A 25,418-nucleotide genomic window follows, 5' to 3' on the forward strand; every position below is an offset into this window, starting at 1 on the left:
CTGCCCTGTTCGGAAGCAGAATATTCACCAATCTTTATACAATTTAAATTCAATGAGTTAGCATATAAATCTTCCTGATGGATTTTCATTTCCCCCTCCGCCCTGGGCAGATAAGATGGAAAATTAGCGTGCTTTAACCGCCGCCATGACAAAACCATCCCATCCTTTCTCACCGACAGTCTGTATTGCTGTCGCCTCAAGTCGCTCGTCTTCTGAAATCATCTGAATGAACTCTCTCAGGCCCCGCACGTTAGGATCATCGCTATCAGAATCAATCACGCCGCCGCGGACCGAGTTATCCCCCACGATGACCGTACCTTGTTCCGACAGTTTGATTGCCCACGCCAGATATCGCGGGTTATTCACTTTGTCGGCATCGATAAAAATAAAGTCAAAAGTGGCAGTAATGCCGTATGAGCCGACCTGATATGCCCGCACGCCCTCCGTATGCCGAGTCAGGATACATCGAGGGCGGGTTATGCCGGGGCTAAATCGCCCCCCGGTTGATTACGGGACAGACAGGGCAAAGCGGTTTTTCAGTTCATGGGCAATTTCGTCTTCCGACAGCTGCTGCTTTTCTACTCCATCCGCAGTGACCGTCTTCAGCACATCGCCCAGCAAAATGACGCGCCCCTCGGGGCGATGCTGCACGATCAGCAGCTTCTGCACAAAGATGGCGTCAGGGTGGGTGGAGTTGAGGTCGTTGGCCGGGACGAAATCAATCCATTCCTGGGGTGACAAATCAAAACCGTATTGATTGGCCCATTCCCCCTCCACTTTCGCCTGCAGCAGGTATTCGCCGTTAGCGTCACGGGCAAGTCGGAAAATATCGAAATTTTGCTCGATGTCGGTATCGATCATGTCCAAAGCCAGCGGCGCACGGATGCCGTAGCTGCCGCCCCCCAATCGCAAAGCCACAGACGGCCCTCGACTTCAGTAATGTTCGACCAGAGCGGGAAAAGGAAGGAAATCGCCTGAGGGCTGGCTAAATATTTGTTTCATTCAGCAGGCGTTGCCTGAAAAACTGCTGGCGTTTTTTTCTATTTTGATTGTGTAATCATCGAGGGAAATTGACAAGGTGAGTTAGGTTGATGAGCGATAAAGGGAAAAACTGGGTTAAGGCGGAGGATGTGGCGCGACTGGCAGGCGTGTCGCGCTCAGCGGTATCGCGGGCTTTCACGCCTGGCGCATCTGTCGCGGAGAAAACGCGCGCGAAGATCATGCATGCTGCAGAGCAGCTTGGCTATCAGGTCAATATTATCGCCCGTACCATGAACACCGGCAATAGTAACTTTATTGGTATCGTCACCGCAGGTTTTGATAATCCTTTCCGCAGCAAATTGCTCTCCCCCTTGGTTCACCAGTTGGCTTTGCATGGGTTTATGCCACTACTGATGAACGCCGATGACCCTGACCAACTGGCACCTTCGCTCAAACAGCTGCTAAGTTACCATGTGGCAGGTGTGATCATTACTTCTGGCGCCCCCCCTCTGTCGCTGGCAGAAGAGTACCTGGAGAGAAAAATTCCCGTCACCCTGATCAATCGTCATGCCGACTTGCAGGGTTGCGATCGCGTAGCGAGCGACAATGTGCAAGGCATGGGGCTGATGGTGGAATATTGTCGTCAACAGGGTTGGCAACACATTGGTTTTATTGGTGAAGATCGTTCCAACTTCAGTACGAATGAGCGCTATTTAGCTTTGAGCTCGTTTGCGTCCGGCTTGTCAATTTCAACCCGTTTCGTCCCTGGCGGGGGATATGCCGCCGGCCGAGCGACTTCACTTGAACTGAGCGACTGTCAGGTCTTGCTATGCGCCACTGACATGCTGGCGTTGGGGGCGATCGATGGCCTGCGCTCCCTTCGCGGCACGCGTCGCATTCCGGCTGTTATTGGGTTCGATGATATCCCACAGGCCAGCTGGGATCCTTACCAACTCACGACTATCCAGCAGGATACAGACGGGCTGGCACAGCAGGCGGTAGATCTTTTAGTAACGCGTATCGCTCAGTTTGATTTGCCATCACGGCACCGTGCCGTGCCGGTGAAATTAATTATTCGTAATGGCAATTAATGAAAAATTAGTTTTATGCGGAATCGGTCACAGATTAACCTTCGCAAAATCGCCACACTCCTTCCTGCCCTACGGGGCTAATTTTTTATCTTTTTTTGCACACGTGTGCATTTCAAGGAGATGTTATGGCGACCCATAAAGATGATTCGCTTTTGGCGCGTTACCACTTCGCCTGCCGCCTTGCCGAGTCCGGGGGAAAGTTGGCTGAGGCGTTTTATCAGCAGCGCGAAACGCTGCAAACCGATCATAAGGGAACTGACCTGCAGGATGTAGTAAGCCGAGCCGACCGTGAAGTGGAGGCCTTTCTGCAGTCGCGCATCGCCGAGGCATTCCCTGAGGATGGCTTTTTGGGGGAAGAGAGCGGCAAGGTTGATTCTGACAAGCCTGTGCTGTGGGTAGTAGACCCCATTGATGGCACCAGCTGTTTTCTTAACGGTCTGCACACCTGGTGTTTGTCACTGGCGATAGTCGTCGATGGCGAACCGGTAATCGGCGTCGTGTATGACCCTAACCATCAGGAACTTTTCCATGCGCTGAAGGGGCATGGAGCATGGCTGAACGATCGCCGGTTAGCGCCGCATGCCGCAACCGTCATCGCGGGCGGCGTGATGGGCGTAGGAACCTCACAACGCGTTTCTGCCGCTGATTTTCTGCCATTCCTGGACGCACTGTTGCAGCAGGGTGGCATGTTTGTACGCAACGGGTCCGGTGCGCTTATGAGCGCCTGGGCAGCCGCCGGTCGCCTGATTGGTTACTACGAACCGCACATGAACCCGTGGGACGCTTTACCCGGTATCGTGCTGATGCGCGAAGCAGGCGGCACCACCAACGACTATCTGGCTGCCGAGGGTATCACATGCGGCAACCCGGTATTACTGGCAAGTAAAACGCTTTACCCACAATTACAACAATGGGTTAAACAACCCTTACTCTAACCTGCACGGGCGGAGCTTCTGATTCTGTACTCTACAAAATGGATCCGGCCATCAAGGATGATACCGCAATCAGCGGCACCTCCGCCTATCGGAGACAAGATGATGTCTGGATTACTCAGTTTTTTTCGCGCCAGCCCGGAGAAACACGCTGGCGCTTTCAATGAACAACGCTTCCGCATTGTCAGGTGGCAAACGTTTCTGGCAATGACGCTGGCCTACATAACATTTTACGTCTGTCGTCTTTCCTTCACCGTTGCCAAAAGCGCCCTGGTCGATCTCGGTATTTCGCCTGCCGAACTGGGCATGATTGGATCTGCGCTTTTCTTCAGCTATGCCATAGGCAAATTTGTGAACGGGTTTCTCGCCGATCACGCCAACATAGTGCGCTTCATGAGTCTGGGTCTCCTGCTTAGCGCGGGTATGAACCTGATGATGGGCATGACCACCAACGCTCTGCTGCTGGCACTCTTCTGGGGCATTAACGGCTGGGCGCAATCGATGGGGGTTGGCCCCTGTGCCGTTTCGCTGGCTCGCTGGTACGGCACCAAAGAGCGCGGAACCTTCTACTCAATCTGGTCGACCGCACATAACATCGGCGAAGCCATAACCTACATGGTGATCGCCGCTGTTATTGCCGGTTACGGCTGGCACATGGGCTATCTTTCAACGGCGGCACTGGGCGCTGCGGGCGTAGTGCTCATGTTGCTGTTTATGCGTGATTCTCCGCAAAGCAGCGGTTTTCCCTCCATCCATGAAATCAGCCATGAACCGATGGAAGAGGAAGAGGCGAACAGCTCCATCCTGCAAAGCCAACTGCTGGCGTTGCGCAACCCCGCGCTCTGGACGCTGGCGCTGGCCTCCGCCTTTATGTACATCGATCGCTATGGGGTGAACTCCTGGGGTATCTTTTTCCTGCAGCAAGGCAAAGGCTACACCACCGTAGAAGCTTCAGCCATCATTGGCGTGAACGCCATTGCCGGCATTGTCGGTACCCTTCTTGCCGGCGTACTGTCAGACCGCTTCTTTGCCCGTAACCGCAGCATCATGGCAGGGTTCATCAGCCTGCTGAACACCGGCGGATTTGCCCTGATGCTGTGGGCTCCGCACCGTTACTCCACTGATATCATCTCTATGGTGATCTTCGGTGCCACGATCGGGGCACTTACCTGCTTCCTCGGTGGTTTACTGGCGGTAGACATCTCTTCGCGTAAGGCGGCCGGCGCGGCGCTCGGCACCATCGGCATTGTCAGCTACGCGGGGGCCGGTTTTGGCGAATTCCTCACGGGTATCATCATCGATAAAACTTCGATTATCGAAAATGGTAAAAAGATCTACGATTTTCACACGTTGTCGCTGTTCTGGGTCGCTGCCGGTCTCGTTTCTGCGTTATTATGCTTTGTCACCGCCGCGATAGTGGCCAAGCGTAACGCCAGCGAACACCGCCCCCTCTATTCATCTTAACTACTCAAAAGGAAGACATCATGATGCCACGCAGACATCGGGCCGTCGCACGTCTGTTTATTGCCGGCGCGCTGTGGTTAGGCGCAACGCAGGCACATGCGGATGCACAGTATCAGTTGGAGAAAGTCGTCGAGCTCAGTCGCCACGGTATTCGTCCGCCGACGCAGGGAAACCGCAAAGATATCGAAGCGGCCACCCAGAGTTCTTGGGCAGTTTGGACCACCCGCGATGGTGAGCTTACGGGTCATGGCTATGCCGCCGTGGCCAACAAAGGGCGTTGGGAAGGCGAGCATTATCGCCGGCTGGGCCTGCTCACACCGGGATGCCCGCGGCCTCAGGATGTTTATGTGCGGGCCAGTCCGTTGCAGCGTACCCGTGCGACGGCTCAGGCTCTGGTGGACGGCGCATTTCCCGGTTGTGGCGTGGCTGTCCATCACGTGGAGGGGGAAAACGATCCGCTGTTCCAGACAGAAGCGTTCCCGGCGACCCATACCGATCCCGGTCAACAACTGGCGGCCGTGAAGGAAAAAGCGGGGGATTTAGCCGCCCGCCAGCAGGCTCTGCAGCCTGCCGTACAGACGCTTAAAAATGCCGTGTGCAACCCGAATGCGGACTGCTCATTTTTTGAAAAGACCTGGAAAATCAAGCAAAGCAAAAACGGCAAGACATCCATTGACGGGTTAAGTGTGCTAGCGAACATGGTGGAAACGCTGCGGCTTGGCTGGAATGAAAATCTGCCCGTCAGCCAATTGGCGTGGGGCAAGATCACCTCGGCTCATCAGATAACCGCCGTGCTGCCGCTATTAACGGCCAATTACGATCTGGGCAATGACGTGCTCTACACCGCACGCAAGCGTGGCTCAATTCTGCTGAATGCAATGCTGCAAGGCGCCGAACAGGGGGTAAATCATACCGCCGACGCCACGCCGGAAACGCGCTGGCTGTTGCTGGTTGCACACGACACCAACATCGCGATGGTGCGAACGTTGATGGGCTTCAGTTGGTCTCTGCCGGGTTATGCGCGCGGTAACATTCCACCGGGTAGCAGCCTCGTGTTTGAACGCTGGCGCGACACCAGAAGTGGCGAGCGATTCCTGCGCATCTATTTCCAGGGGCAGAGCCTCGACGACCTGCGCAACCTCCAGGTCGTCGATAAAACACATTCGTTATTGCGCGAAGAATGGAAGCAGGCAGACTGCCGGATAACGGCTGTTGGCACGCTGTGTCCGATGAAGGGGGCCGTGCGTGCATTAAGCAAAAACCTCGATAGACACGCAATTACGCCGGTGAACTACCCGGCATTCTGATGGTGGAAATATCAACAGCGGGCAATGATGCCCGCTGTTTCTATCCCCTATCGAGCCGCGCTGGGCGATAGGCTGATGGCGATATTTCTCATAAATGGCTTTAACCGCGTGATCTTCACCGGGAAACGTCCATATCTTCAGCTTCACCGAATCGCCCGAGGGCGTGGCGATATCGGGCGTGGGGCGACGCTCTGCGGACGGTAAATCAGTCATGATTATCTCCTTTTTGCGGTTAGCGCTGCCGTTTCAGCTTAAATAAGCCGCGGCGGAACCGCAATCAGGGATATCCCGCCATTAATCCCGGCATTCCGTCTATCAATCACATCTTATTGAATAGCCGTGAACTATCACAACATTCAACCATTCCTATTTTATCTATCCGCCGCCGCTGACTAAGCTTATCGATGAGTCTTCCTGCGCCCGTTAGCGGCCCGGAAGTCAAACTCGATAACTATCGAACACGTTCAGTTACTTAGCGCAACACCCGACGCGAGCATCATCCGCATATCAAGTTAACGGCTCCCCGCGCGGCGCAACCGGCCGCGCCCAGAGAGCATACCAACGGAAGCAGAGAGCGCATTATGACAACTGAAAGCAAATGCCCATTTTCGGGCGGCAATAAGCCGGTGAATCCCCAGCGCGGCCCTTCGAATCACGACTGGTGGCCCAACCAACTCAGCCTGAAGCCGCTGCACCAGCACTCCCCCCTGTCCGATCCGATGGATAAAGATTTCAACTACGCCGACGCGTTCAACAGCCTCGATCTGGCCGCCGTCAAACAGGATCTGCACGCCCTGATGACCGACTCTCAGGAATGGTGGCCGGCGGACTTCGGCCACTACGGCGGCCTGTTTATCCGCATGGCCTGGCACAGCGCCGGCACCTACCGCATCGGTGACGGCCGCGGCGGCGCGGGCGAAGGCCAGCAGCGTTTCGCCCCGCTCAACAGCTGGCCCGACAACGTCAGCCTCGACAAGGCGCGCCGCCTGCTGTGGCCAATCAAACAGAAATACGGCCGCAATATCTCCTGGGCCGACCTGCTGGTGCTGACCGGCAACGTGGCGCTCGAGTCGATGGGCTTCAAAACCTTCGGCTACGCCGGCGGCCGCGCCGACACCTGGGAGCCGGATGACGTCTACTGGGGCTCGGAGAAAATCTGGCTGGAGCTGAGCGGCGGGCCGAACAGCCGCTATTCCGGCGACCGTGACCTCGAAAGCCCGCTGGCGGCGGTGCAAATGGGCCTGATCTACGTGAACCCGGAAGGCCCGGACGGCAACCCCGATCCGATCGCCGCCGCGCGCGACATTCGCGAAACCTTTGCCCGCATGGCGATGAACGATGAAGAGACCGTGGCGTTGATCGCCGGCGGGCACACCTTCGGCAAGACCCACGGCGCGGGCCCGGCATCGAACGTCGGCGCCGATCCGGAAAGCGCCGGCCTGGAATCCCAGGGTCTCGGCTGGCACAGCACCTTCGGCACCGGCGTCGGCAAGGACGCCATCACCAGCGGCCTTGAGGTCACCTGGACCACCACCCCGACCCGATGGAATCACGACTTCTTCCGCCACCTGTTCGAATACGAATGGGAGCTGTCGCAGAGCCCGGCCGGCGCGCACCAATGGGTGGCGAAGGACGTGGGCGAAACCATTCCCGACGCCTTCGATCCCAACAAAAAGCGCCGCCCGACCATGCTGACCACCGACCTGTCGCTGCGCTTCGATCCCCTCTATGAGCCGATCTCGCGCCGCTTCTACGAGCATCCCGAAGAGCTGGCCGACGCCTTCGCCCGCGCCTGGTTCAAGCTGACCCACCGCGATATGGGGCCGCGCGCCCGCTACCTCGGCCCGGAAGTGCCGGCGGAAGAGCTGATTTGGCAAGACCCGGTTCCGGCGGTCAATCATCCGCTGATCGACCAAGGGGACATCGCCGAGCTTAAAAACCGGGTGCTGGCCTCCGGCCTGCCGGTTTCGACGCTGGTCGCCACCGCCTGGGCCTCGGCCTCCACGTTCCGCGGCTCCGACAAGCGCGGCGGCGCCAACGGCGCGCGCATCCGCCTGGCGCCACAGAAGGACTGGGCGGTCAACCAACCGGCTCAGCTGGCGCAGACGCTGGCCACGCTGGAAGGCATTCAGCGCGCGTTCAACGATGCCCAGCCGGGCGGCAAACGCGTTTCGCTGGCGGATCTGATCGTGCTGGCCGGCTGTGCGGGCGTGGAGCAAGCGGCGAAAAACGCCGGTCTCCAGCTGCAGGTGCCTTTCGCGCCGGGCCGCACCGACGCCACCCAAGAGCAGACCGACGTCGATTCCTTCGAGGCGATGGAACCGGCGGCCGACGGCTTCCGCAACTTCCTCAAAGGCAAATATCAGGTGCCGGCCGAGGTGCTGCTGGTGGACAAAGCGCAACTGCTGACGCTGACCGCGCCGGAAATGACCGTGCTGGTCGGCGGGCTGCGGGTCCTGGGCGCCAACTTCGGCGACGCCAAACACGGCGTCTTCACCGATCGGCCGCAGGCGCTGACCAACGACTTCTTCGCCAACCTGCTGGACATGGGCACCACCTGGCACCCGGTCGGTGATGACGGGATCTTCGAGGGGCGCGATCGCCACAGCGGCGCCGTCAAGTGGACCGGCACGCGCGTCGATCTGGTGTTCGGTTCGCACGCCCAGCTGCGCGCCCTGGCCGAAGTCTACGGCAGCGCCGATGCGCAGGAGAAGTTCGCGCACGACTTCGTCGCCGCCTGGAATAAGGTGATGAACCTGGACCGCTTCGATCTGGCCTGATCTGAGCTGCGTTAAACGGGCCCGCCCGGGGTGACCCAGGCGGGCTTTTCATCGAGTAAGGGACCCATGCTCCTCAATACACTGAAGTGATAACGAAAGGTTTATAGGCCCGTATAAGCTTTAGCTGCCAACGCCTCCATCGATGAATGTTGAAAAAATTCAGTTTGAGTCGCACTGAAGGAGCTTAAAGGTCGCGCCATTTATAGCGAATGCTTTCGGTTAAGCGACTTCTGGGTGCCATTGTGGCGGTCACCGGCTATCAGATCCGTGTTGGCGCCAGCGCACAAAAAACACTCAACAAATTGATAAAATTTATTGGGTTATGCTAACGTCGCCGCTCCGATGCGCTAACAATGCAATATAACCCTTACGGCGATCGCCAAGCGGCATAACCGGCCTCAGGCGTGGATCGCCTCCAGCTCTTCCGCCAGCAGGGCGACCAGCTGAGCAGCCGGCATCGGCCGCGCCAGCGCCACGCCCTGCCCGGCCCACAGCGACAGAAATTCCGCACGCCCCGCTTTGGCCGCCGCCTGGCGAATATCGCCGGTCAGTGCGTTTTGCACCGGGTAAGGCAGAATTTGCCGCTCGAAAGGACGCATGCGCTCCATAAACTGATTGACGATGCCACGCGCCGGTCGGCCGCTGAAGGCCCATGTCAGCCGGGTGCTGTCGTCGCCGGCGCTGCGCAATGCGCTGCGCCAGGCTTCGGCGATGCCCGACTCCGGGCTGCAGAGGAAAGCGGTGCCCAGCTGCGCCGCCTGGGCGCCAAGCAGCAAAGCGGCCGCAATGCCGCGCCCGTTCATGATGCCGCCCGCGGCGATCACCGGGATTTTCACCGCCGCAACCACCTGCGGGATCAACGCCATCAGGCCGACCGAGGACTGTTCAAAATCGCCGAGGAAGGTGGGCCGGTGCCCGCCGGCCTCGGAGCCCGAGGCGCAAATAAAGTCCGCCCCGGCCTGCTCCCAGGCTTTGGCTTCGGCCACCGTGGTGACGGTGCCGATCACCCGCGAACCGGCCCTTTTAAACTGCGCGACCGTTTCGCGCGGCAGCACGCCGAAGGTAAAGCTGACCACCGGCGGCGCGGCCTCCAGCAACGCCGCAATCTGGTCGCGGCTGTTTTCCGCAAATTTTTGCGGCGTGCCGCCGCTGCCGAGGCCCAGCGCGTCGCGGAACGGCTGCAACAGACGCTGAGCCTGCTGCAGCGCGGCGGCCTCCGGGTGTTGCTCATCGAGAATAAACAGATTGATATTAAACGGCGCGGCGGTCTGCGCCTTGATTTGCCGCACCCGCTCGATAATCACCTCGGGGGCGTACGCCGCCGCGCCGCAGGATCCCAGACCGCCGGCGTTGCTGACCGCAACCGCCAGTTCCGGCGGCGAAGCGCCGTTCATCGGCCCCTGGACAATCGGATAGCGCAACCCAAGCGCGCGGGTAAAAACAGAAGATGCCGTCATCGTTTTCTCGCCTGTTCTCAGTGAATTCGTTTTTCCGCCGGCAGCGCCGCCGGAGCCCGACGGAAAGCATAGCACCCTCTCAGCGCCCCCTTCGTTCAGTTAGTGCTTCATCTGCCGCCGCTCCAGCGGCAGGAAGTGATGCGCCACCGGCCGATCCGGGCCGATACGAAAACCCAGCGCTTCAATCGGCGCCGGCTGGGGGGGTCAGATGTTTTCCAGGTCGATGCCGCGCGTTTTCGGGCCGAACAGCCCAATCACCAGCATGACGATCAGCATGCTGACGACGATAAAGGCAATCACCCCCAACGATCCGCCGTACTGCAGGATAACGCCGATGATGATGCTGCTGAACACCGTCGACAGGCGGCTGAACGAGTAACAAAAACCCACCGCGCGGGCGCGGATGTAGGTGGGGAATACCTCGGACTGATAAGAATGGTAGCTGTAGGTCAGCCAGGCGTTGGACCAGGTGATGAAGAAACCGCAGAGGATCAGCCACAGCGGGTTGTTCTGCAGCGCGAACAGCGACCCGAAAATCACCGTTACCAGGCACGACAGAACGATCTGCCACTTGTTCTCCATTTTGTCGGCATACAGGCTGCACAACAGCGACCCCACCGGATAGGCCAGCGTAATGAAAAAGGCGTACAGCAGGCTGTGGGTGACCGAGGCGCCCTTGCCGGACAGCAGCGCCGGCAGCCAGTTGCCGAAGCCGAAGAAGCCGATCGCCTGGAAGAAATTCATCACCACCAGCATCAGCGTGCGGCCGCGATACTGCGGCGACCAGATATCCCTGAAACGCCCCTGCTTCGGCACCGGCTCGGCCTCGTCGCCCCCGCGCTGCGGGAACTCCGCCGCGTCGGTCACGCCGCAGCGCCGCTCCATCGCCAGCATCACCTGCCTGGCCTGCGGGTAGCGCCGTTGCTGCACCAGCCAGCGCGGGGATTCCGGCAGCCCCTTGCGCACCAGCCAGATCACCAGCGAAGCCACTGCGCCGGCGATCACCACGTAGCGCCAGCCGCTCAGCCCGAGAATAGTCTGCGGCACCAGCCACCAGGACATCAGCGCCACCGTCGGCACCGACAGAAACTGAATGAAAAACGCGAAGGCGAACGCCCGGGTGCGCAGATGCGCCGGCACCCATTCGGTCAGGTAGGTGTCGATGGTCACCAGCTCGATGCCCAGCCCGACCCCCACCAAAAAACGCAGGAAGATAACCCACTCCGCCTGCTGCTGGAACGCCAGCAGCAGCGAGAATACGCCGTACCAGGCCAGCGCGAACATAAAGGTGGTGCGGCGGCCAAAGCGGTCGGCGTAAGGGCTGAGCAGGCTGGCGCCGATGAACAGGCCGAGGAAGGTGGCCGAGGCGAAGGCCGCCTGGTCCGAAACGCCGAATACTCCCTGCGCGCCGGTGTGGAAAATGCCGTCGGCGATCAGGCCGGTGCTGATATAGCCGGTCTGAAACAGATCGTAGAGTTCGAAAAAGCCGCCCAGCGACAGCAGGATGATAAAGCGCCACAGGCCGGCCGACGCGGGCAAGGCGTCGATCCTGGCCGACAGATCCCGCTCATGGATAGGCGAAGCCGCCACAGAGTCACTCACCGTTAACCTCTCATTAACATATTTGATGACTTTCTATGCTAGCGATCCGGCGCCGGAGTTAAATTTTTAATTAGCAGCCTATGAAAAAAAGTTAAGCATAAAACGCTGCAGCGGACTGTTTTACAGAGAGAAAATTTAGCTGCGGCGGCCGGGCCCGGCCGCCGCAGGGGGATTAACGGCTGTGGTGCTGCTGCAGCCGTTCGCTGCGGTAGAAGTTCAGCAGGCACCAGCCGAGGGCGATCAGCGCCAGCGGCGCGCCGACGAAGCCGATGTTGCCCATGCCGAGATGCAGGCTGACCTGGTTGCCCAGCAGCGCACCGCCGCCGATGCCGAAGTTGTACAGCCCGGAGTAGATCGACATCGCCACGTCGGTGGCGTCCGGCGCCAGGCTCAGCACCTTGGCCTGCATCGACAGGCCGATGGCCATGATCGCCATGCCCCAGAAGATGCACAGCAGGGTCAGGTGGTTTTCATCGCCGGAGGCCGGCAGTAGCAGCAGCAGGCTCAGCGCCAGCAGCGCGATGGCGCCGATAAAGAATCCCGAAGGGAAACGTTCGCTGAAGCGGCTGAACAACAGGCTGCCGACGATGCCGGCGGCGCCGAACAGCAGCAGCATCAGGGTGGTGAAGTTCTCGGAAAGCCCGGCCACCGTCTGGATAAACGGCTCGATGTAGCTGTAGGCGGTGAAGTGCGCGGTCACCACGATGATGGTCAGCATATACAGGCTGACCAGCGCCGGGCGTTTGAACAGCACCGGCACGCTGGACAGCGAACCGGAATGTTCGCTTTTCAGCTCCGGCAACAGGCGCCACAGCAGCGCCAGCGCCAGGGTGGCGCATACCGCGATGCCGATAAAGGTCATGCGCCAACCGAGGATCTGGCCAACGACCCGCCCCAACGGCAGACCAAGCACCATCGCCAGCGCGGTGCCGCCGGCCAGCAGGCTCAATGCCTGGGCCTTCTTGCCCGCCGGGGCCACGCGGATCGCCAGCGACGCGGTGATCGACCAGAACACCGAGTGGGCCAACGCCACCCCGGCGCGCGAGATAACCAGCGTGGTGAAATTCCAGGCCACGGCGGTCAGCACGTGGCTGGCGATAAACAGCATGAACACCCCGATCAGCAGCTTGCGGCGCTCGATCTTGCTGGTCAGCAACATGCACACCAGCGAGGCGGCGGCGACGATCCAGGCGTAAATGGTGATGATCAGCCCGACCTGCTCGGTTTGCATCGAGAAGCTGGCGGCGATATCGCTCAGCAAACCGACCGGAATAAACTCGGTGGTGTTGAAAATAAAGGCCGAGACGGCAAGAATGACCACGCGCAACCAGGCGGTTGAGCGGGAGACGTTGGTGTGTTCCATGGTAAACGGGGTCCGGACAGGTGCGGCAAGTAGCGATATTTTAACCAACTGGCGGGATAAATGCGATATGCGTCACATTTTTATTGTATGGAATTTTGTGATCCCCGTCCGCCGCGCCGGGCAGACGGGGATTAACAGGGACTACCGGCTGAGGCTCTGCTGCAGGGCCGCCACCGAAGTTCTCCAGCGCGAACACAAATGGTCGAGCATCGCCTCAAACGGCAGATGCCCCAGGCTATCGGTACAGAAAGACAGTTTCATCGGTTATTCCTTAAATCACTCGAAGTTGACCCAGCGGGCGCCGCCGTCGGCGGAACGCACGCAGTTTTCGATCCAGCGCACCCCTTCCAGCCCGGCGTCGATATCCGGATAGACCAGCTGCGCCAGCGCCTGCCGGTCGCCGCGATCGCTGGCGTCGATCGCCAGCGCGAACTTCAGGTAAATGTTGGCCCAGGATTCGGTCAGCCCTTCGGTATGCAGCACGCCCAGCCGCTCATAGGCGTTGCAGTCGTCGTTCAGATACGGCATGCCGCGATGCAGGGTCTGGCCCGGCAGCCCCTGCACCTCATAACGCAGCTCGCTGGGGTTGACGTCGCTCCACTCCAGGCTGGCCTTGCTGCCGACGATGCGAATGCGCTGGCTGCTCATGGCGCCGGCGTTGACCGAAGAGGCCCACATGCGTCCTACCGCGCCGTTGGCGTAACGCATCATTACCAGCGCGTTGTCCTCCAGCGGCGCGCGCGCAGGAATAAAGCTCTGGCGATCGCAGAGCAGCTCGCGGATTTGCATCTGCGGCATGATCAGCTGCGACATGTAGTAGGTGTGGGTAGAGAGATCGCCCAGCACGAAGCTGGGCCCGGCGACGCGCGGATCGACGCGCCATCGCTGCGCTTCGTTGACCTGGTCGCCGTCGTCGGTGGCGTTAAAACCGTGGGTGTACTGCAGATCCACCATGCGGATCTCGCCGATCTCGCCGGCGGCGATCATCGCGCGCATCTGCAGCAGCAGCGGGTGGCCGGAGAAACCGTAGGTCACGCCGACGATGCGGTTTTTTTCCGCCGCCAGCGCCTTGATCTCGCGCGCCTCGCGGCTGGTGAAGAACAGCGGCTTTTCGCAGATGACGTGCAGCCCGGCCAGCAGCGCCGCGCGGGCAATCTCATAATGGGTGCCGTTCGGCGTGGCTATCGACACCACCTCGATACCGTCCTCGCGCTGCGCCTCCCGGCTGAACAGCAGGCGGTAATCGGCGTAGCAGCGATCGGCCGCCACGCCGAGGTTGACGCCAAATTCGCGGCCGCGCTCCGGCACGATATCGAACGCCCCGGCCACCAGCGCAAAGGCGGTGTTATCCCGCAGGGCCCCGCAGCGGTGTTTATACCCCACCTGCCCGAGCCGCCCGCCGCCCACCATCGCCCACCGCAACGGACGGGCTATTTTTCTTTCGCCATTCAACATGTCTGCTCCTGAATTCCGGGGATTGAATCAAATTGCACCCGGGTGCAAAATTGGATGCAACCGGGTGCAAAATCAGGTGGCAAATCGACCGCAAAACCAGAGCCACTTGCCGTGGACTATTGGAGATGGCTAAAAATAAGTCAAATTCAGCGAGTGATATTTGCCCGCCAGGATCACAATTCGCACAAAAATACGCCGCACCGCGCCTGCCGGCTCTCACGCCGGGAGGGCGCGGCGCGGCGGCGTCTCCCGCTTGGCGAAAGGCTGTGCTAATCTGTTGAACCTTACCGTTTTTTCAGAGCGGTATTTCAGCGACCCGAAGCGTTCACCGCGAGCGAAGGATGATGGCGAAGAAACCCGGTTCTACCCCGCAAACGACGGCCCACAAGGCGACCGCCAGCGACGTGGCGGCCCGCGCCGGCGTCTCGAAATGGACGGTATCGCGCGCCTTTACCGACGGCGCGTCGATCTCCGAACATGCGCGGCTGCGGGTGCAGGCCGCGGCGCGCGAGCTCGGCTATCGCCCCAACCTGCTGGCGCGCAGCCTGTCGAAAAAAAGCACCCGCATCATCGGGCTGGTGGCGGACGAGCTGAAGAATCCGCACATCTTTCCGTTGCTGGATGAGGTCACCCGCCAGCTGCAAAGCCGCGGTTACATGGCGCTGCTGCTGAATATCACCTCGGAGGGCGATTATGAATCCGCCCTGACCCTGGCCGACCAGATGCAGGTGGACGGGCTGCTGTTCCTCGGCACGGTGCTTAACGAACGGCTGATCCGGCTGGCGCAGGATATTCATCGCATTCCGCTGGTGGTGCTCTACCGCTACAGCGAAAGCCCCTATATTCAGGTGCTGGCCACCAACGGCTACCAGGCCGGGCGCGAGATCGGCGAACTGTTTGCGCAGCAAGGCTACCGGCGCATCGGCTATCTGGCGGGGCCGATCAGTGAATCGACCCAGCTGCGGCGGCTCGACGGCTTTCGCGATGCGCTGGCGGAGCAGCGACGCGAAGTCAGCCTGGTGCTGCAGGCGCCGCACTATCAGCGCCAATGCGGGCTGGATGCCGTGAGCGATTATCTGACCGCCACCCCGCCGGCGCAACGCGTCGAGGCCATTTTTTGCGAGAACGACATTCTGGCGATCGGCGCGATCGACGCCCTGCGCGCCACGCCGGGCGCCGCGCCGATCGCCGTGGTCGGCTTCGACGACATCGAGCTGGCGGCCTCCCCCAGCTACCAGCTGACCACCTACCGCCAGCCGATGCAGGCGCTGGTGGCCGACGGCATCCATTGCCTGACGCAGGCGTTTGAACCCGGCGGCCAGCGGCTGTATGCCGGCGAGCTGGTCATTCGGCGCTCGCACCTTAACAAGCAATAGCGTCAAAAGACGGCGGAAAGCCCGGTTACTGATTCGAGGTCACTATGTCAGCTATTTACGATTGGTCGGTGCTTGCGTTGCGCAAGGTTTACGATCGCCGCATCCATAGCGCGCCGGTGCTGGACAGCACCGCGCTGTTCCCCGATGCGCAGCGCTTTATCGCCCACTGGCGGCAGATCCGCGACGAAGCGCTGACCGTCGCCGAAGATCTGCGAAACATTCCGCGATTCCACGAAATCATGAGCGAACAGGCGTCGATCTCCGCCAACGACGCGCGCGACTGGCGCATGTTCATCATGCAGGCCTACGGCCACCCCATTCCCCGCAATCTGGCGCGCTGCCCGGCGCTGGCCGGCATTATCGCCGCTTCACCGGACGTGCTGTCCGCTTCGCTGTCCTTTCTGGCGCCCGGTAAGCGGGTGCCGGCGCACCGCGGCCCGTTCCGCGGCATCCTGCGCGGTTATCTGGTGCTGGACATGCCCACGCGCGAGGACGGTTCGCCCGCGGCGGTGCTGAAGGTCGACGGGCGGGAGTATCGCCTGCGCGAGGGGGAGTTCATGCTGTGGGACGATACCTTCGAACACGAGGTGTGGAACGACAGCGAACGGGTGCGCACCGTGCTGCTGCTGGACGTTCGCCGCCGCGATTTACCCGGCGGGCTGCGGCTGCTTTCCCGCGCCATCATCGCGCTGGTGCGGCTGAACGTGCGCTGGATCCAGCGCACGTTCTAGGCGGTTACCCGCCGCCCAGATAGGCCTTTCTCACCTCCTGATTGTTGAGCAACTCTTCGCCGCTGCCGCTCAGGCGGATCTGGCCGTTGACCATCACGTAGCCGCGATCCGAGAGCTTCAGCGCATGGTTGGCGTTCTGCTCCACCAGGAACAGCGTCATGCCGCTGCGGGTCAGCTCGCGCAGGGTGCCGAAGATCTGTTTGACGACGATCGGCGCCAATCCGAGGCTGGGTTCGTCCAGCAGCAGCAGTTTGGGCCGGCTCATCAGCGCCCGGGCGATCGCCAGCATCTGCTGTTCGCCGCCGGACATGGTCATCGCCCGCTGGTTGCGCCGCTCCTTCAGCCGCGGAAACAGCTCGAACATCCGCTGCAGATCCTCCTGCAGATAGCGATTGCCGACGGTAATGGTGCCCATCAGCAGGTTTTCCTCCACGCTCATGTCCGGGAAGATGCGCCGCCCCTCCGGCGCCTGCGCGATGCCGCTGCTGGCGACAAAATGGGTAGAGCGGCGGCTGATGTCTTCGCCGCGAAACAGGATCTGCCCGCCGCTGATGCGCGGCTGGCCGAAGATAGACATCAGCAGCGTGGATTTGCCCGCGCCGTTGGCGCCGATCAGCGCCACCGTTTCCCCTTCGTTCACCTGCAGCGACACCTGCTGCAGCGCCTGGATCGGGCCATAAAACACGTCGACATCGCGAAATTCCAGCATCGCCTCACTCATCCCGCCAACTCCTCTTCGTCCGCGCCAAGGTAGGCGGCTATCACCGCATCGTTATGCTGGATCTCTTGCGGAGTGCCGCGGGCGATCACGTCGCCGTGATCGAGCACGATCACCCGATCGGAGATCTCCATCACCATCCCCATGTCATGCTCAATCAGCAGCACCGTAATGCCGTGATGCTGGCGCAGAAAGCGGATAATGCGGCTCAGCGTGGCCGTTTCGACCGGGTTCAGCCCGGCGGCCGGCTCGTCGAGGCAGATCATCTCCGGCGTGGTGCACATGGCGCGGGCGATCTCCAGCCGCCGCTGCTGGCCGTACGACATCTCCCCCGCCAGGCGATTGGCGCAGTCCGCCAGATCCACTACCTCCAGCCAGTAGAAGGCGCGATCCAGCGCCTCGTTCTCCGCCTTGCGGTAGCCCGGGGTATTCAGCACCCCGGCGATCAGGTTGCGGTTGCTCAGCATGTGCTGGGCCACCAGCAGGTTCTCCACCACCGACATCTCGCGGAACAGCCGAATATTCTGGAAGGTGCGCGCCAGCCCGGCGCGGTTGACCAGATGGGTGCCGCCGAACATCTTGTAATACAGCCGCGAGCCCAGCCGCTTCGGGTTCACCCAGTCGCCGGCGCGAAACTTCTGCCCCAGCACCTGGATCACGTCGGTCGGCCGCTTGTGGGTATTCAGCAAAATTGCCCCGCCGGTGGCGCGATAAAACCCGGTCAGGCAGTTGAATACCGTGGTTTTTCCGGCGCCGTTGGGGCCGATCAGGGCGGTGATGGAGCCGCGCTCCACCGCCAGATTGACGTCGTTCAGCGCCTTGATGCCGCCGAAGCGCATCATCAGATGTTCCACCTGCAGGATGGCGTCGCTCATGGCGCCACCCCCTTGCGGGCGGCGAAGCTGGCGCGGCTGATGCGCACCAGCCCGCGCGGCCGCCAGATCATCATCGCCACCATCAACACGCCGAACAGCAGCACCCGGTATTCGGCGAAGCTGCGCAGCAGTTCGGGCGCCACCGTCAGCACGAAGGCCGCCAGCACCACGCCGATGGTTGAGCCCATGCCGCCGAGCACCACGATCGCCAGGATCAGCGCCGATTCGAAGAAGGTGAACGAGGTCGGGTTAACGAACCCCTGATAGGTGGCGAAAAACACCCCGGCCAGCCCGGCGGTGGAGGCGCCGAGCATAAAGGCCGACAGCTTCACCAGCACGTGGTTCAGGCCGAGGGAGCGGCAGGCGATCTCGTCTTCGCGCAGCGCTTCCCAGGCGCGGCCGATCGGCATGCGCGTCAGGCGGTGCTTGATGTACAGCACCAGCAGCACCACCAGGAACAGCACCGCGTAGATAAAGACGAACTTCAGGTTGGGGTTATAGGTGATGCCGAGGAACTCGTGGATCGGCACGCCGCCGTCCTTGGCCCGCCGGCCGAACTCCAGGCCGAACAGGGTCGGCGCCGGCACCGAGATGCCGTTGGGGCCGCCGGTCAGCGACATCCAGTTGTTCAGCACCAGCCGGATGATTTCGCCGAACCCCAGGGTGACGATGGCCAGATAATCGCCGTGCATGCGCAGCACCGGGAAACCCAGCAGCGCGCCCGCCAGCGCCGCCATCAGCGCCCCCAGCGGCAGCATCGCCCAGAACCCCAACCCCAGATACTGGTAGCCCAGCGCCAGCCCGTAGGCGCCGATGGCGTAAAACGCCACGTAGCCCAGATCCAGCAACCCGGCCAACCCGACCACGATGTTCAGCCCCAGCCCGAGCAGCACGTAGATCAGCCCGAGGATCGCCACCGTCAGCAGGTATTTGGTGGCGATGAAGGGAAACAGCAGCGCGATCGCCGCCATCAGCGGGATGATCCAGCGCAGGCTGGACTTGTAGCCCAGCGGCCGCACGTATACGCCGTCGTTGCCGCCGTCGAAGCGCGCCAGCACCTTGCGCCCGGAGGCGGTTTGCAGGAACAGGCTCAGCAGCAAACGCCCCGCCGCCACCGCCGCGATGATCCACACCAGCCGGTGCGGTTCGACGTTAAAGCTGTAGCCGTTCAGCACGATGCCGACGATCGGCCCGAACACGATCAGGGCGATCAGCCCGGCCAATACGGCGTCCAACAGGCTGCGTTTAATATCCAGCCCGGAATTCATGACAGATTGCGACATGGTTTTCTCCCTCACACCTTGGCGACCAGCGGCCGACCGAGCAGGCCCTGAGGGCGGAAAATCAGGATCGCCACCAGCAGGCCGAAGGAGAACACGTCCTTATAATCGGAGTTCACCATGCCGGCGAACTGCGCCTCCGCCACGCCCAGCAGCAGCCCGCCGAGCATTGCGCCCGGCAGCGAGCCGATGCCGCCCAGCACCGCGGCGGTGAAGGCCTTGATGCCGATGATAAAGCCGACGTAAAAATCGAAGGTGCCGTAGTTCATGGTAATCAGCACGCCGGCCAGCCCGGCCATGGCGGCGCCGATCACGAACACCAGCGAGATCACCCGGTCGGTATTGATGCCCAGAATCGACGCCATTTTGCGGTCCTGCTGGGTGGCGCGGCAAATGCGCCCCAGCCGGGTGCGCTGGATGATATAGGTAAGAATGGCCATGCCCAGCAGCGAAGCCACCAGGATAAACACCTTGGTGTAGGTGATTTGCACCACGCCGCCGTCGAACTCGAAGCGGAACACGCCGCTCAGCAGCGTGGGGATCCCCTGCTGGCGCGGCCCCTGGCTGATTTGCGCATAGTTTTGCAAGATCAACGACATGCCGATGGCCGAGATCAGCGGCGCCAGGCGGGTGGAGTTGCGCAGCGGTTTGTAGGCGATGCGCTCGATCACCCAGCCGTAGACGCCGGTAATGACGATGGTGAACACCAGCGTGCCGAGGATCAGCAGCGGGAACGACTGCAGCCCGAAGAAGGACAGCAGCGCCAGCCCGATGGCGCACAGGTAGGCGGAGATCATGTACACCTCGCCGTGGGCGAAGTTAATCATGCCGATGATGCCGTACACCATGGTGTAGCCGATGGCGATCAGGCCATAAACCGCGCCGAGGGTCAGGCCGTTGATCATCTGTTGCAGAAAGAAAACGTCCATAAATAAGCAGTCTCGCCTGGTGAGGCCGCAAACGAAATCCGACGCGGCCCAAAGGAAGTATCGGAACGGATCCGCCCGATGCGCGGATCCATAACTGGCATTTCTCCAATGGATTCCAAGCTGCGGCCAACGACGCCGCAGCCTGAAAGACGCAGGCGAAAGTTAGAGCTGGTGATATTTCCCTTTGTCGTCCCATTGATAGACCACGTAATCCGAGACTTTCAGATCGCCCTTCTGGTCCCAGGCCTTTTTGCCCATGACGGTATCCACGTCGTGCGACTTCAGCCATTCGCTGGCCTTGGCGCTGTCTTTGCCGCCGGTGGCGCCGAAGGCGGCGGCGATCGCCTGAATGGAGGCGTAGGAGTAGAGGGTGTAGCCTTCCGGCTCAAAGCCGCTGGCGCGGAACTTGGCGATCACCGCCTTGCCGTCCGGGATTTGGCGCGGGTCGTTGCCGAAGGTCATCAGCACGCCGTTGGTGTACTGCGGCCCGCCGGCGGCGGTCACCAGCTCTTCGGTCACGATGCAGTCGCCGGAGAAGAACTTGGCGGTGACGCCCTGCTCGCGCATCTGGCGCACCAGCGGCCCGGCTTCCGGATGGCAGCCGCCGAAGTAGACGACGTCCGGCTTGACCGAGGCGATTTTGGTGACCAGCGCGTTGAAGTCTTTTTCGCCGCGCGACAGCCCCTCATACAGCACCTCTTTCACCCCGCGCTTGTTCATCGCCGCCCTGGCGGCGTCCGCCAGCCCCTGGCCGTAGGTGTCTTTGTCGTGGATCACCGCGATGCGCTTGGCCTTTAGCGTATCCAGCATGTAGTTGGTGGCGATCACCCCTTGCTGATCGTCGCGGCCGCACATGCGGAACATGCCGGTCATGCCGCGCTCGGTGATCTGCGGGTTGGTGGAGCCGGGGGTGATGGCGATGATGCCGGCCTCGTCATACACCTCGGAGGCCGGCATGGTGGAAGACGAGCAGAAATGCCCCACCACCGCCGACACCTTGTCCTGATCGACCAGACGGTTGGCGACCGCCACCGCCTGTTTCGGTTCGCAGGCGTCATCCCCCTGCACCAGCTTGATTTTTTCCCCTTTAATCCCGCCGGCGGCGTTGATGTCCGCCGCCGCCTGCGAAGCCCCGCGCCAGTACTGATCGCCATAGGTGGCGTTAGGCCCGGAGAACGGCCCGGCGACGCCGATAACGATATCCGCCTGGGCGGTGAAAGCGGTTCCTAAACAACCGATAAGCAGAGCAGCGAGCGGACTTTTAATCAATTTTGATGACATCGTTGTTTTCCTCAGCACTGTTTTAGCGGAACGCCCGGGGGCGCAGAGCACGTCACTTTATGTGTAGACGGGGAAAATAATTTGCGTGAGAGCACAGTCGCATTACCCAAAATTAAGTAAGCAAAAATCCAGCCATTGTGACGGCCAATACATATTTTTTGCTTATTCATCGTACATATAAGTTGCCGCCCCGGCGATCCGGCGCGATGCGGGGGCCGTGGCGCCGGGCAGGCAGCGCGGAGACACGCGCGGAAGGCGTGGGGAGTGCCGGCGCCGCACCATAAATGTGCAGCGCCGGGTGCAGGGCGCGGCAGCGCTTTTTTGTCGGCAAAATCACCGCATAACCGCGATGAATGCCGAAAAACAGCGCAAGGTGCTCATTCTGTCAGCAAACGCGCTTTTTTCACGGTTTAGCGCTTTGACAAAGCCCGGCGGCGTCGCTATTATTCGCCCCGTTCACACGATTCCTCTGTAGTTCAGTCGGTAGAACGGCGGACTGTTAATCCGTATGTCACTGGTTCGAGTCCAGTCAGAGGAGCCATATTAGAGAAGCCCGCTCAGGGAAACCTGAGCGGGCTTTTTGCCTATAGGTCTCAATTTACCCCCTCCCGTTTTTACCCTCTGCATACACCATAGATTCCCCTTATTGGGCCGCCATCGCGACCCAATAAGGGGAAATGCGCCACGCGGGCGGCGAAATTCAGAGCACGGTTGATTGAGCTGCCAGAGAAACGGGCAGCCCGCACGCGAGCAACGGCGCGTTAGAAGGTGACCGTCAGCTGCGCATTGACCGAGTTGGCCTGCAGCTGCGAACCGTACTGCCCCTGATAGGACACGCCGACCCGCGTCGAACGCGTCAGCGGCACGTCCAGACCGACGCCGACCACCGCCACGTCCTTATCCACCGGCGCGCCCTTGGTGGCAAAGCTGTCGCCGGTGGCGAACGCCATCTGCGCCGAGGTGTCCGTGTCGCCGTAGGCGTGCTGCCAGCCCAGGTTGCCGTGCAGCGTCACATCAACGCCCGATACCGGAATATCCGTCGCGCCGCGCAGGCCCAGCGTCGAGTAGAAGGTGTTCATCGTCTCATCCTTCACGCTCAGCGCCGCCGCGCCCCCCTGCTCCTGCACCGCATCCGTATGCAGACGCACATAGCTCAGGTTGACGAACGGCTCCACGCTCGCCGACTCATAACGCAGCCGGTAGCCCAGCTCCGTAAACGCCTGCAGCGTATTGCCGTCGTAATCCCCCGTTAGCCGATCGCGATAGCCGCCGAAGCCGACGTTGCGTTCGCTCTCAATCCGGTGCCAGCTGTAACCCAGGCCGCCGCGCAGCGCCAGCGCGTCGCGCTGCCCCGCGCCATACAGACCCAGATGGTAGTTGTTGCTATGGCCCGAAGACGCACGGCTGTCAACGTCGAAATGGGTGCGGCTGTAGCCTGCATAGGCGCCGGCGCGAACCCCTTCGCTCAGTTCACGGTCCGCGCCCACCAGGAAACCGCCGGTGTTGCTGTCCAGCTTGCCGACGTTACTGTCGCCCTTGCTGCGCGTCCAGTTGCCGAACACCTGTCCCCAGGCACCGCTGCGCTCGCGCTCCGCCCCCTGCACCAGGCTCATCGCCAGCGGCGGCACCGTCAGGCTGTCGTCGTCGAACATCGTCTGCATATGCTGGTTCACCACATTGCCGACCAACGTGCCGCTCTGCAGCAGGCTGGACTGCACCGACGCATACTGCTCGCCGGACAACTGGTTAAACGCCTCGCGCGCCTGAGTCGCATTCAGCATCAGCAGCGAGTTGTACAGCCCGAGCGACGGCCCCAGCTGCGCCAGCGAGCTCAGCGCACCGGCGGTGTTCCACTGGTTGTCGTTGGTCGCCACCGTCTGGAAGATGCCCGGCGCGTTCGGGCTACCGTCGGTATGGCCGTCATTACCGCCGCCATTGTGGCTATCGCCATCACCGCCTCCGGCATGACTGTCGCCGTTGTGGTTGCCGCCATCGTGGTTACCGTCGTCGCCGCCGGTATTACCATCGGCGTTTTTCTGCCGGATAGTCAGATCGACATATTTTTCATCGTTCGTCAGTGACGCATCCAAAAAGGCGGAGTCCAACACCGCTTCGCTGAACATCCCCTCGTAGCCTTTGTTAGTCGTCCATATCCGGTAACTTTGCCCGTTCTGGTAACTGGTATGCGGATCGAGCGCATTCACCAGCACCTTGACATCCTTGCCTATCGTCGTCTTATCGGCCACCGCCACGCTGTCGCTGCGACCGTCTGCGGCAATATCCACATCATAGAACGCGCCGTCATTGAAGATCGCATCGCCCTTTATCGTAAACTTGCCGATACCGCCGTCACCGGGAGAAATATGGCCGCCTTGCTCCACCCGTGTCCTGCCGACCGTCGCATCGCCGGCCAGTACGCCGCCCGGCCTCACAAAGACATGGCTTGAGAACCCGGTGCCGCGCGTACCCAAAAAGCCCATGGTGCCGTTCAGAACCAGCGTCCCGCCATTCTCTACGCTCAGTTCCTGGTATCTGATCAGCCACTCGTCCTCATACCCCAGCGCCATATCGCTGTTGACGGTAAGCTTGCCGCCTTTAACGATAACGTGCCCAATAAAATCTCGCAGATCGCCCGTCAATGTCGTCTGGCCGCTCACATTGACCAGCGAGCCGTAGCCGGAGATAACGTTGGCAAGTTCGTAATCATTCGAGGTGTGATTGAAAACCACCCCGTTAGCCCAATAACTCGACATCCCATCAGTGCCGGTATCTATCACAATATCGGAGTCCAAAACCCCGGGGGCCTGAGCCTGGCCCAGCGTCAGGTCGGTCCCTATATTCAAGTCATAACTATACTTGTCAGAACCATTAAAAGAGCCGCGACTGCCGATCACCAGCAGCCCCGAGGCATATAATTTCTTGCTATCGGTACTGAAGCGCCCGCCGTCAGCCAAAGAGAGACTCTCAATTTCCGCCCGCCCGTCAACATGCAGGTGCGAGCCGGCGCCGCCGACGTAAATATCCGCCGCCTTTTTCCCCTCCCAGGGCTGAGACGCGATCGCCAAAGCTCCGGCGCTGACCTTTGCGCCGCCAAGCACATCCAACACGCCCGCAACAGCCAGCTTATTGTTAACCCGCCACTCGCTGCCCTGACCGCTAATCACCGCTTGCGGCCGTTGCTCATACTGAGTATCGTCAACACCGTACGCTATAGTCGCTTCGTCATTCACCAATTTGGCGCCGTTGCTGACCCGCACCCTCGCCTGCGACTGGCCTTTCGAGCCAATAACCAGCTGATCGGCGCTGAACGTGCCGCCGTCGATCAATAAATGGCTGACATCCACCGCGCCGACGATCACCTTCCCGTCATAAGAAACCGAATGAGAAATATGGCGATCGCCATCCAGAATAGCTTCGTCAGCGTAAACCGCATCGGCCGCGCCGGCCATCGACAGCGTTGCCATGGTCAACGCAATATGCAGTCGCGATAACCGTGTTTTGACCGGCAGCGTGCGCTGCCCCCAGAGCTTGCCCATGTCTCCTCCATGCCTTTTCATTATTATTTCGTCGCCGACCGGCGACGAAATAAGGCTGACATAGGAATCGGGAATCTGCCATTCAGGGGGCGGAAATTCAGATAAAACGCGGCTTACGCTTCGCCATACACCATCCGAACCTGATAACGGCGGTGAGAAAACGGCCTCGCGTTACTGCTCCAGCGACATCGCCAGCCGGACGTGACGCCAAGGGCTGCAGCCCCTGCGGCATCCGCCGCACCCGGATCATGAAGATGACT

The 25,418-nt window shown here is 60.9% G+C and carries 18 protein-coding genes, 1 tRNA gene and 2 pseudogenes; 8 read left to right on the forward strand and 13 right to left on the reverse strand.

Features of this window, described 5'->3' with window-relative positions; all coding sequences use genetic code 11:
• Window positions 1–123: 123 nt before the first annotated feature.
• Together D7I37_RS25115 and D7I37_RS25120 are read right to left on the reverse strand one after the other, a co-directional pair.
• Window positions 124–408 (reverse strand): annotated as a pseudogene (locus D7I37_RS25115) (O-methyltransferase); the annotation flags it as partial.
• Window positions 409–507: 99 nt separating this feature from the next.
• Window positions 508–941: pseudogene (locus tag D7I37_RS25120) on the reverse strand (arylamine N-acetyltransferase); the annotation flags it as partial.
• 150 nt (window positions 942–1,091) lie between these two features.
• Between D7I37_RS25120 and D7I37_RS25125 the strand changes: the two are divergent.
• The 4 genes from D7I37_RS25125 (at window position 1,092) to D7I37_RS25140 (ending at window position 5,775) form a co-directional block, all read left to right on the forward strand.
• Complete coding sequence (locus tag D7I37_RS25125) at window positions 1,092–2,072, forward strand: LacI family DNA-binding transcriptional regulator (RefSeq protein WP_129544611.1); 981 nt, start codon at window positions 1,092–1,094, stop codon at window positions 2,070–2,072.
• A 125-nt stretch (window positions 2,073–2,197) separates the two neighbouring features.
• Entirely contained in the window at window positions 2,198–3,007 is an 810-nt protein-coding gene (locus D7I37_RS25130) for an inositol monophosphatase (RefSeq protein ID WP_129544612.1), read from the forward strand.
• Between the two features lie 102 nt (window positions 3,008–3,109).
• A complete protein-coding gene (locus D7I37_RS25135; protein ID WP_129544825.1) occupies window positions 3,110–4,468 on the forward strand; it encodes an MFS transporter in 1,359 nt (452 codons plus the stop codon).
• 20 nt (window positions 4,469–4,488) lie between these two features.
• A complete protein-coding gene (locus tag D7I37_RS25140; protein ID WP_129544613.1) occupies window positions 4,489–5,775 on the forward strand; it encodes a histidine-type phosphatase in 1,287 nt (428 codons plus the stop codon).
• On the opposite strand, the gene D7I37_RS27500 is transcribed toward D7I37_RS25140, so the two are convergent.
• Entirely contained in the window at window positions 5,719–5,988 is a 270-nt protein-coding gene (locus D7I37_RS27500) for a hypothetical protein (protein ID WP_242502744.1), read from the reverse strand. The genes D7I37_RS25140 and D7I37_RS27500 overlap by 57 nt on opposite strands.
• Before the next feature lie 368 nt (window positions 5,989–6,356).
• On the opposite strand from D7I37_RS27500, the gene katG reads away from it, so the two are divergent.
• Window positions 6,357–8,555 (forward strand): catalase/peroxidase HPI, encoded by a 2,199-nt coding sequence (katG, locus tag D7I37_RS25150; protein WP_129544614.1) that lies wholly within the window; start codon window positions 6,357–6,359, stop codon window positions 8,553–8,555.
• 398 nt (window positions 8,556–8,953) lie between these two features.
• Here the strand turns inward: katG and D7I37_RS25155 are convergent, their stop codons facing one another.
• From D7I37_RS25155 to D7I37_RS25170, 4 genes are all read right to left on the reverse strand, one after another.
• Window positions 8,954–10,012: a nitronate monooxygenase family protein gene (locus tag D7I37_RS25155; RefSeq protein ID WP_095098382.1), complete on the reverse strand. Its 1,059-nt coding sequence runs from the start codon at window positions 10,010–10,012 to the stop codon at window positions 8,954–8,956.
• Window positions 10,013–10,216: 204 nt separating this feature from the next.
• Window positions 10,217–11,614 carry an MFS transporter gene (locus D7I37_RS25160; RefSeq protein ID WP_061795951.1) on the reverse strand — a complete coding sequence of 466 codons (1,398 nt, stop codon included), beginning with the start codon at window positions 11,612–11,614 and terminating at the stop codon, window positions 10,217–10,219.
• A gap of 172 nt (window positions 11,615–11,786) precedes the next feature.
• Window positions 11,787–12,977, reverse strand: a complete 1,191-nt coding sequence (locus D7I37_RS25165) for a sugar transporter (RefSeq protein WP_061795950.1) — start codon at window positions 12,975–12,977, stop codon at window positions 11,787–11,789.
• Between the two features lie 276 nt (window positions 12,978–13,253).
• Window positions 13,254–14,432 (reverse strand): Gfo/Idh/MocA family protein, encoded by a 1,179-nt coding sequence (locus tag D7I37_RS25170; RefSeq protein WP_061795946.1) that lies wholly within the window; start codon window positions 14,430–14,432, stop codon window positions 13,254–13,256.
• 341 nt (window positions 14,433–14,773) lie between these two features.
• Between D7I37_RS25170 and D7I37_RS25175 the strand changes: the two genes are divergently transcribed.
• Both D7I37_RS25175 and D7I37_RS25180 read left to right on the forward strand, forming a co-directional pair.
• Entirely contained in the window at window positions 14,774–15,808 is a 1,035-nt protein-coding gene (locus D7I37_RS25175; protein ID WP_129544615.1) for a LacI family DNA-binding transcriptional regulator, read from the forward strand.
• 44 nt (window positions 15,809–15,852) lie between these two features.
• Window positions 15,853–16,539, forward strand: a complete 687-nt coding sequence (locus D7I37_RS25180; RefSeq protein WP_095098385.1) for an aspartyl/asparaginyl beta-hydroxylase domain-containing protein — start codon at window positions 15,853–15,855, stop codon at window positions 16,537–16,539.
• 4 nt (window positions 16,540–16,543) lie between these two features.
• On the opposite strand, the gene D7I37_RS25185 is transcribed toward D7I37_RS25180, so the two are convergent.
• From D7I37_RS25185 to D7I37_RS25205, 5 genes are all read right to left on the reverse strand, one after another.
• Window positions 16,544–17,260, reverse strand: coding sequence for an ABC transporter ATP-binding protein (locus D7I37_RS25185; protein WP_061795940.1), 717 nt, complete (start codon window positions 17,258–17,260; stop codon window positions 16,544–16,546).
• The gene (locus tag D7I37_RS25190; protein ID WP_061795939.1) at window positions 17,257–18,132 is read right to left on the reverse strand and encodes an ABC transporter ATP-binding protein; all 876 of its coding nucleotides are present in this window, start codon (window positions 18,130–18,132) and stop codon (window positions 17,257–17,259) included. Before D7I37_RS25190 ends, D7I37_RS25185 begins: the two co-directional genes overlap by 4 nt.
• Entirely contained in the window at window positions 18,129–19,415 is a 1,287-nt protein-coding gene (gene livM / locus D7I37_RS25195; protein ID WP_061795937.1) for a high-affinity branched-chain amino acid ABC transporter permease LivM, read from the reverse strand. The genes D7I37_RS25190 and livM overlap by 4 nt, the downstream gene beginning before the upstream one ends.
• An 11-nt stretch (window positions 19,416–19,426) precedes the next feature.
• Window positions 19,427–20,341 carry a branched-chain amino acid ABC transporter permease gene (locus D7I37_RS25200; RefSeq protein WP_061795936.1) on the reverse strand — a complete coding sequence of 305 codons (915 nt, stop codon included), beginning with the start codon at window positions 20,339–20,341 and terminating at the stop codon, window positions 19,427–19,429.
• Window positions 20,342–20,503: 162 nt separating this feature from the next.
• Window positions 20,504–21,622, reverse strand: a complete 1,119-nt coding sequence (locus tag D7I37_RS25205; RefSeq protein ID WP_061795935.1) for a branched-chain amino acid ABC transporter substrate-binding protein — start codon at window positions 21,620–21,622, stop codon at window positions 20,504–20,506.
• 465 nt (window positions 21,623–22,087) lie between these two features.
• On the opposite strand from D7I37_RS25205, the gene D7I37_RS25210 reads away from it, so the two are divergent.
• A tRNA-Asn gene (locus tag D7I37_RS25210) sits at window positions 22,088–22,163 on the forward strand.
• Window positions 22,164–22,383: 220 nt separating this feature from the next.
• On the opposite strand, the gene D7I37_RS25215 is transcribed toward D7I37_RS25210, so the two are convergent.
• Window positions 22,384–25,158 (reverse strand): autotransporter domain-containing protein, encoded by a 2,775-nt coding sequence (locus D7I37_RS25215; RefSeq protein ID WP_129544616.1) that lies wholly within the window; start codon window positions 25,156–25,158, stop codon window positions 22,384–22,386.
• Between the last annotated feature and the right edge of the window lie 260 nt (window positions 25,159–25,418).

The organism is Serratia sp. 1D1416 (assembly GCF_003641105.1).
In the GTDB taxonomy this organism is placed as follows: domain Bacteria; phylum Pseudomonadota; class Gammaproteobacteria; order Enterobacterales; family Enterobacteriaceae; genus Serratia; species Serratia ficaria.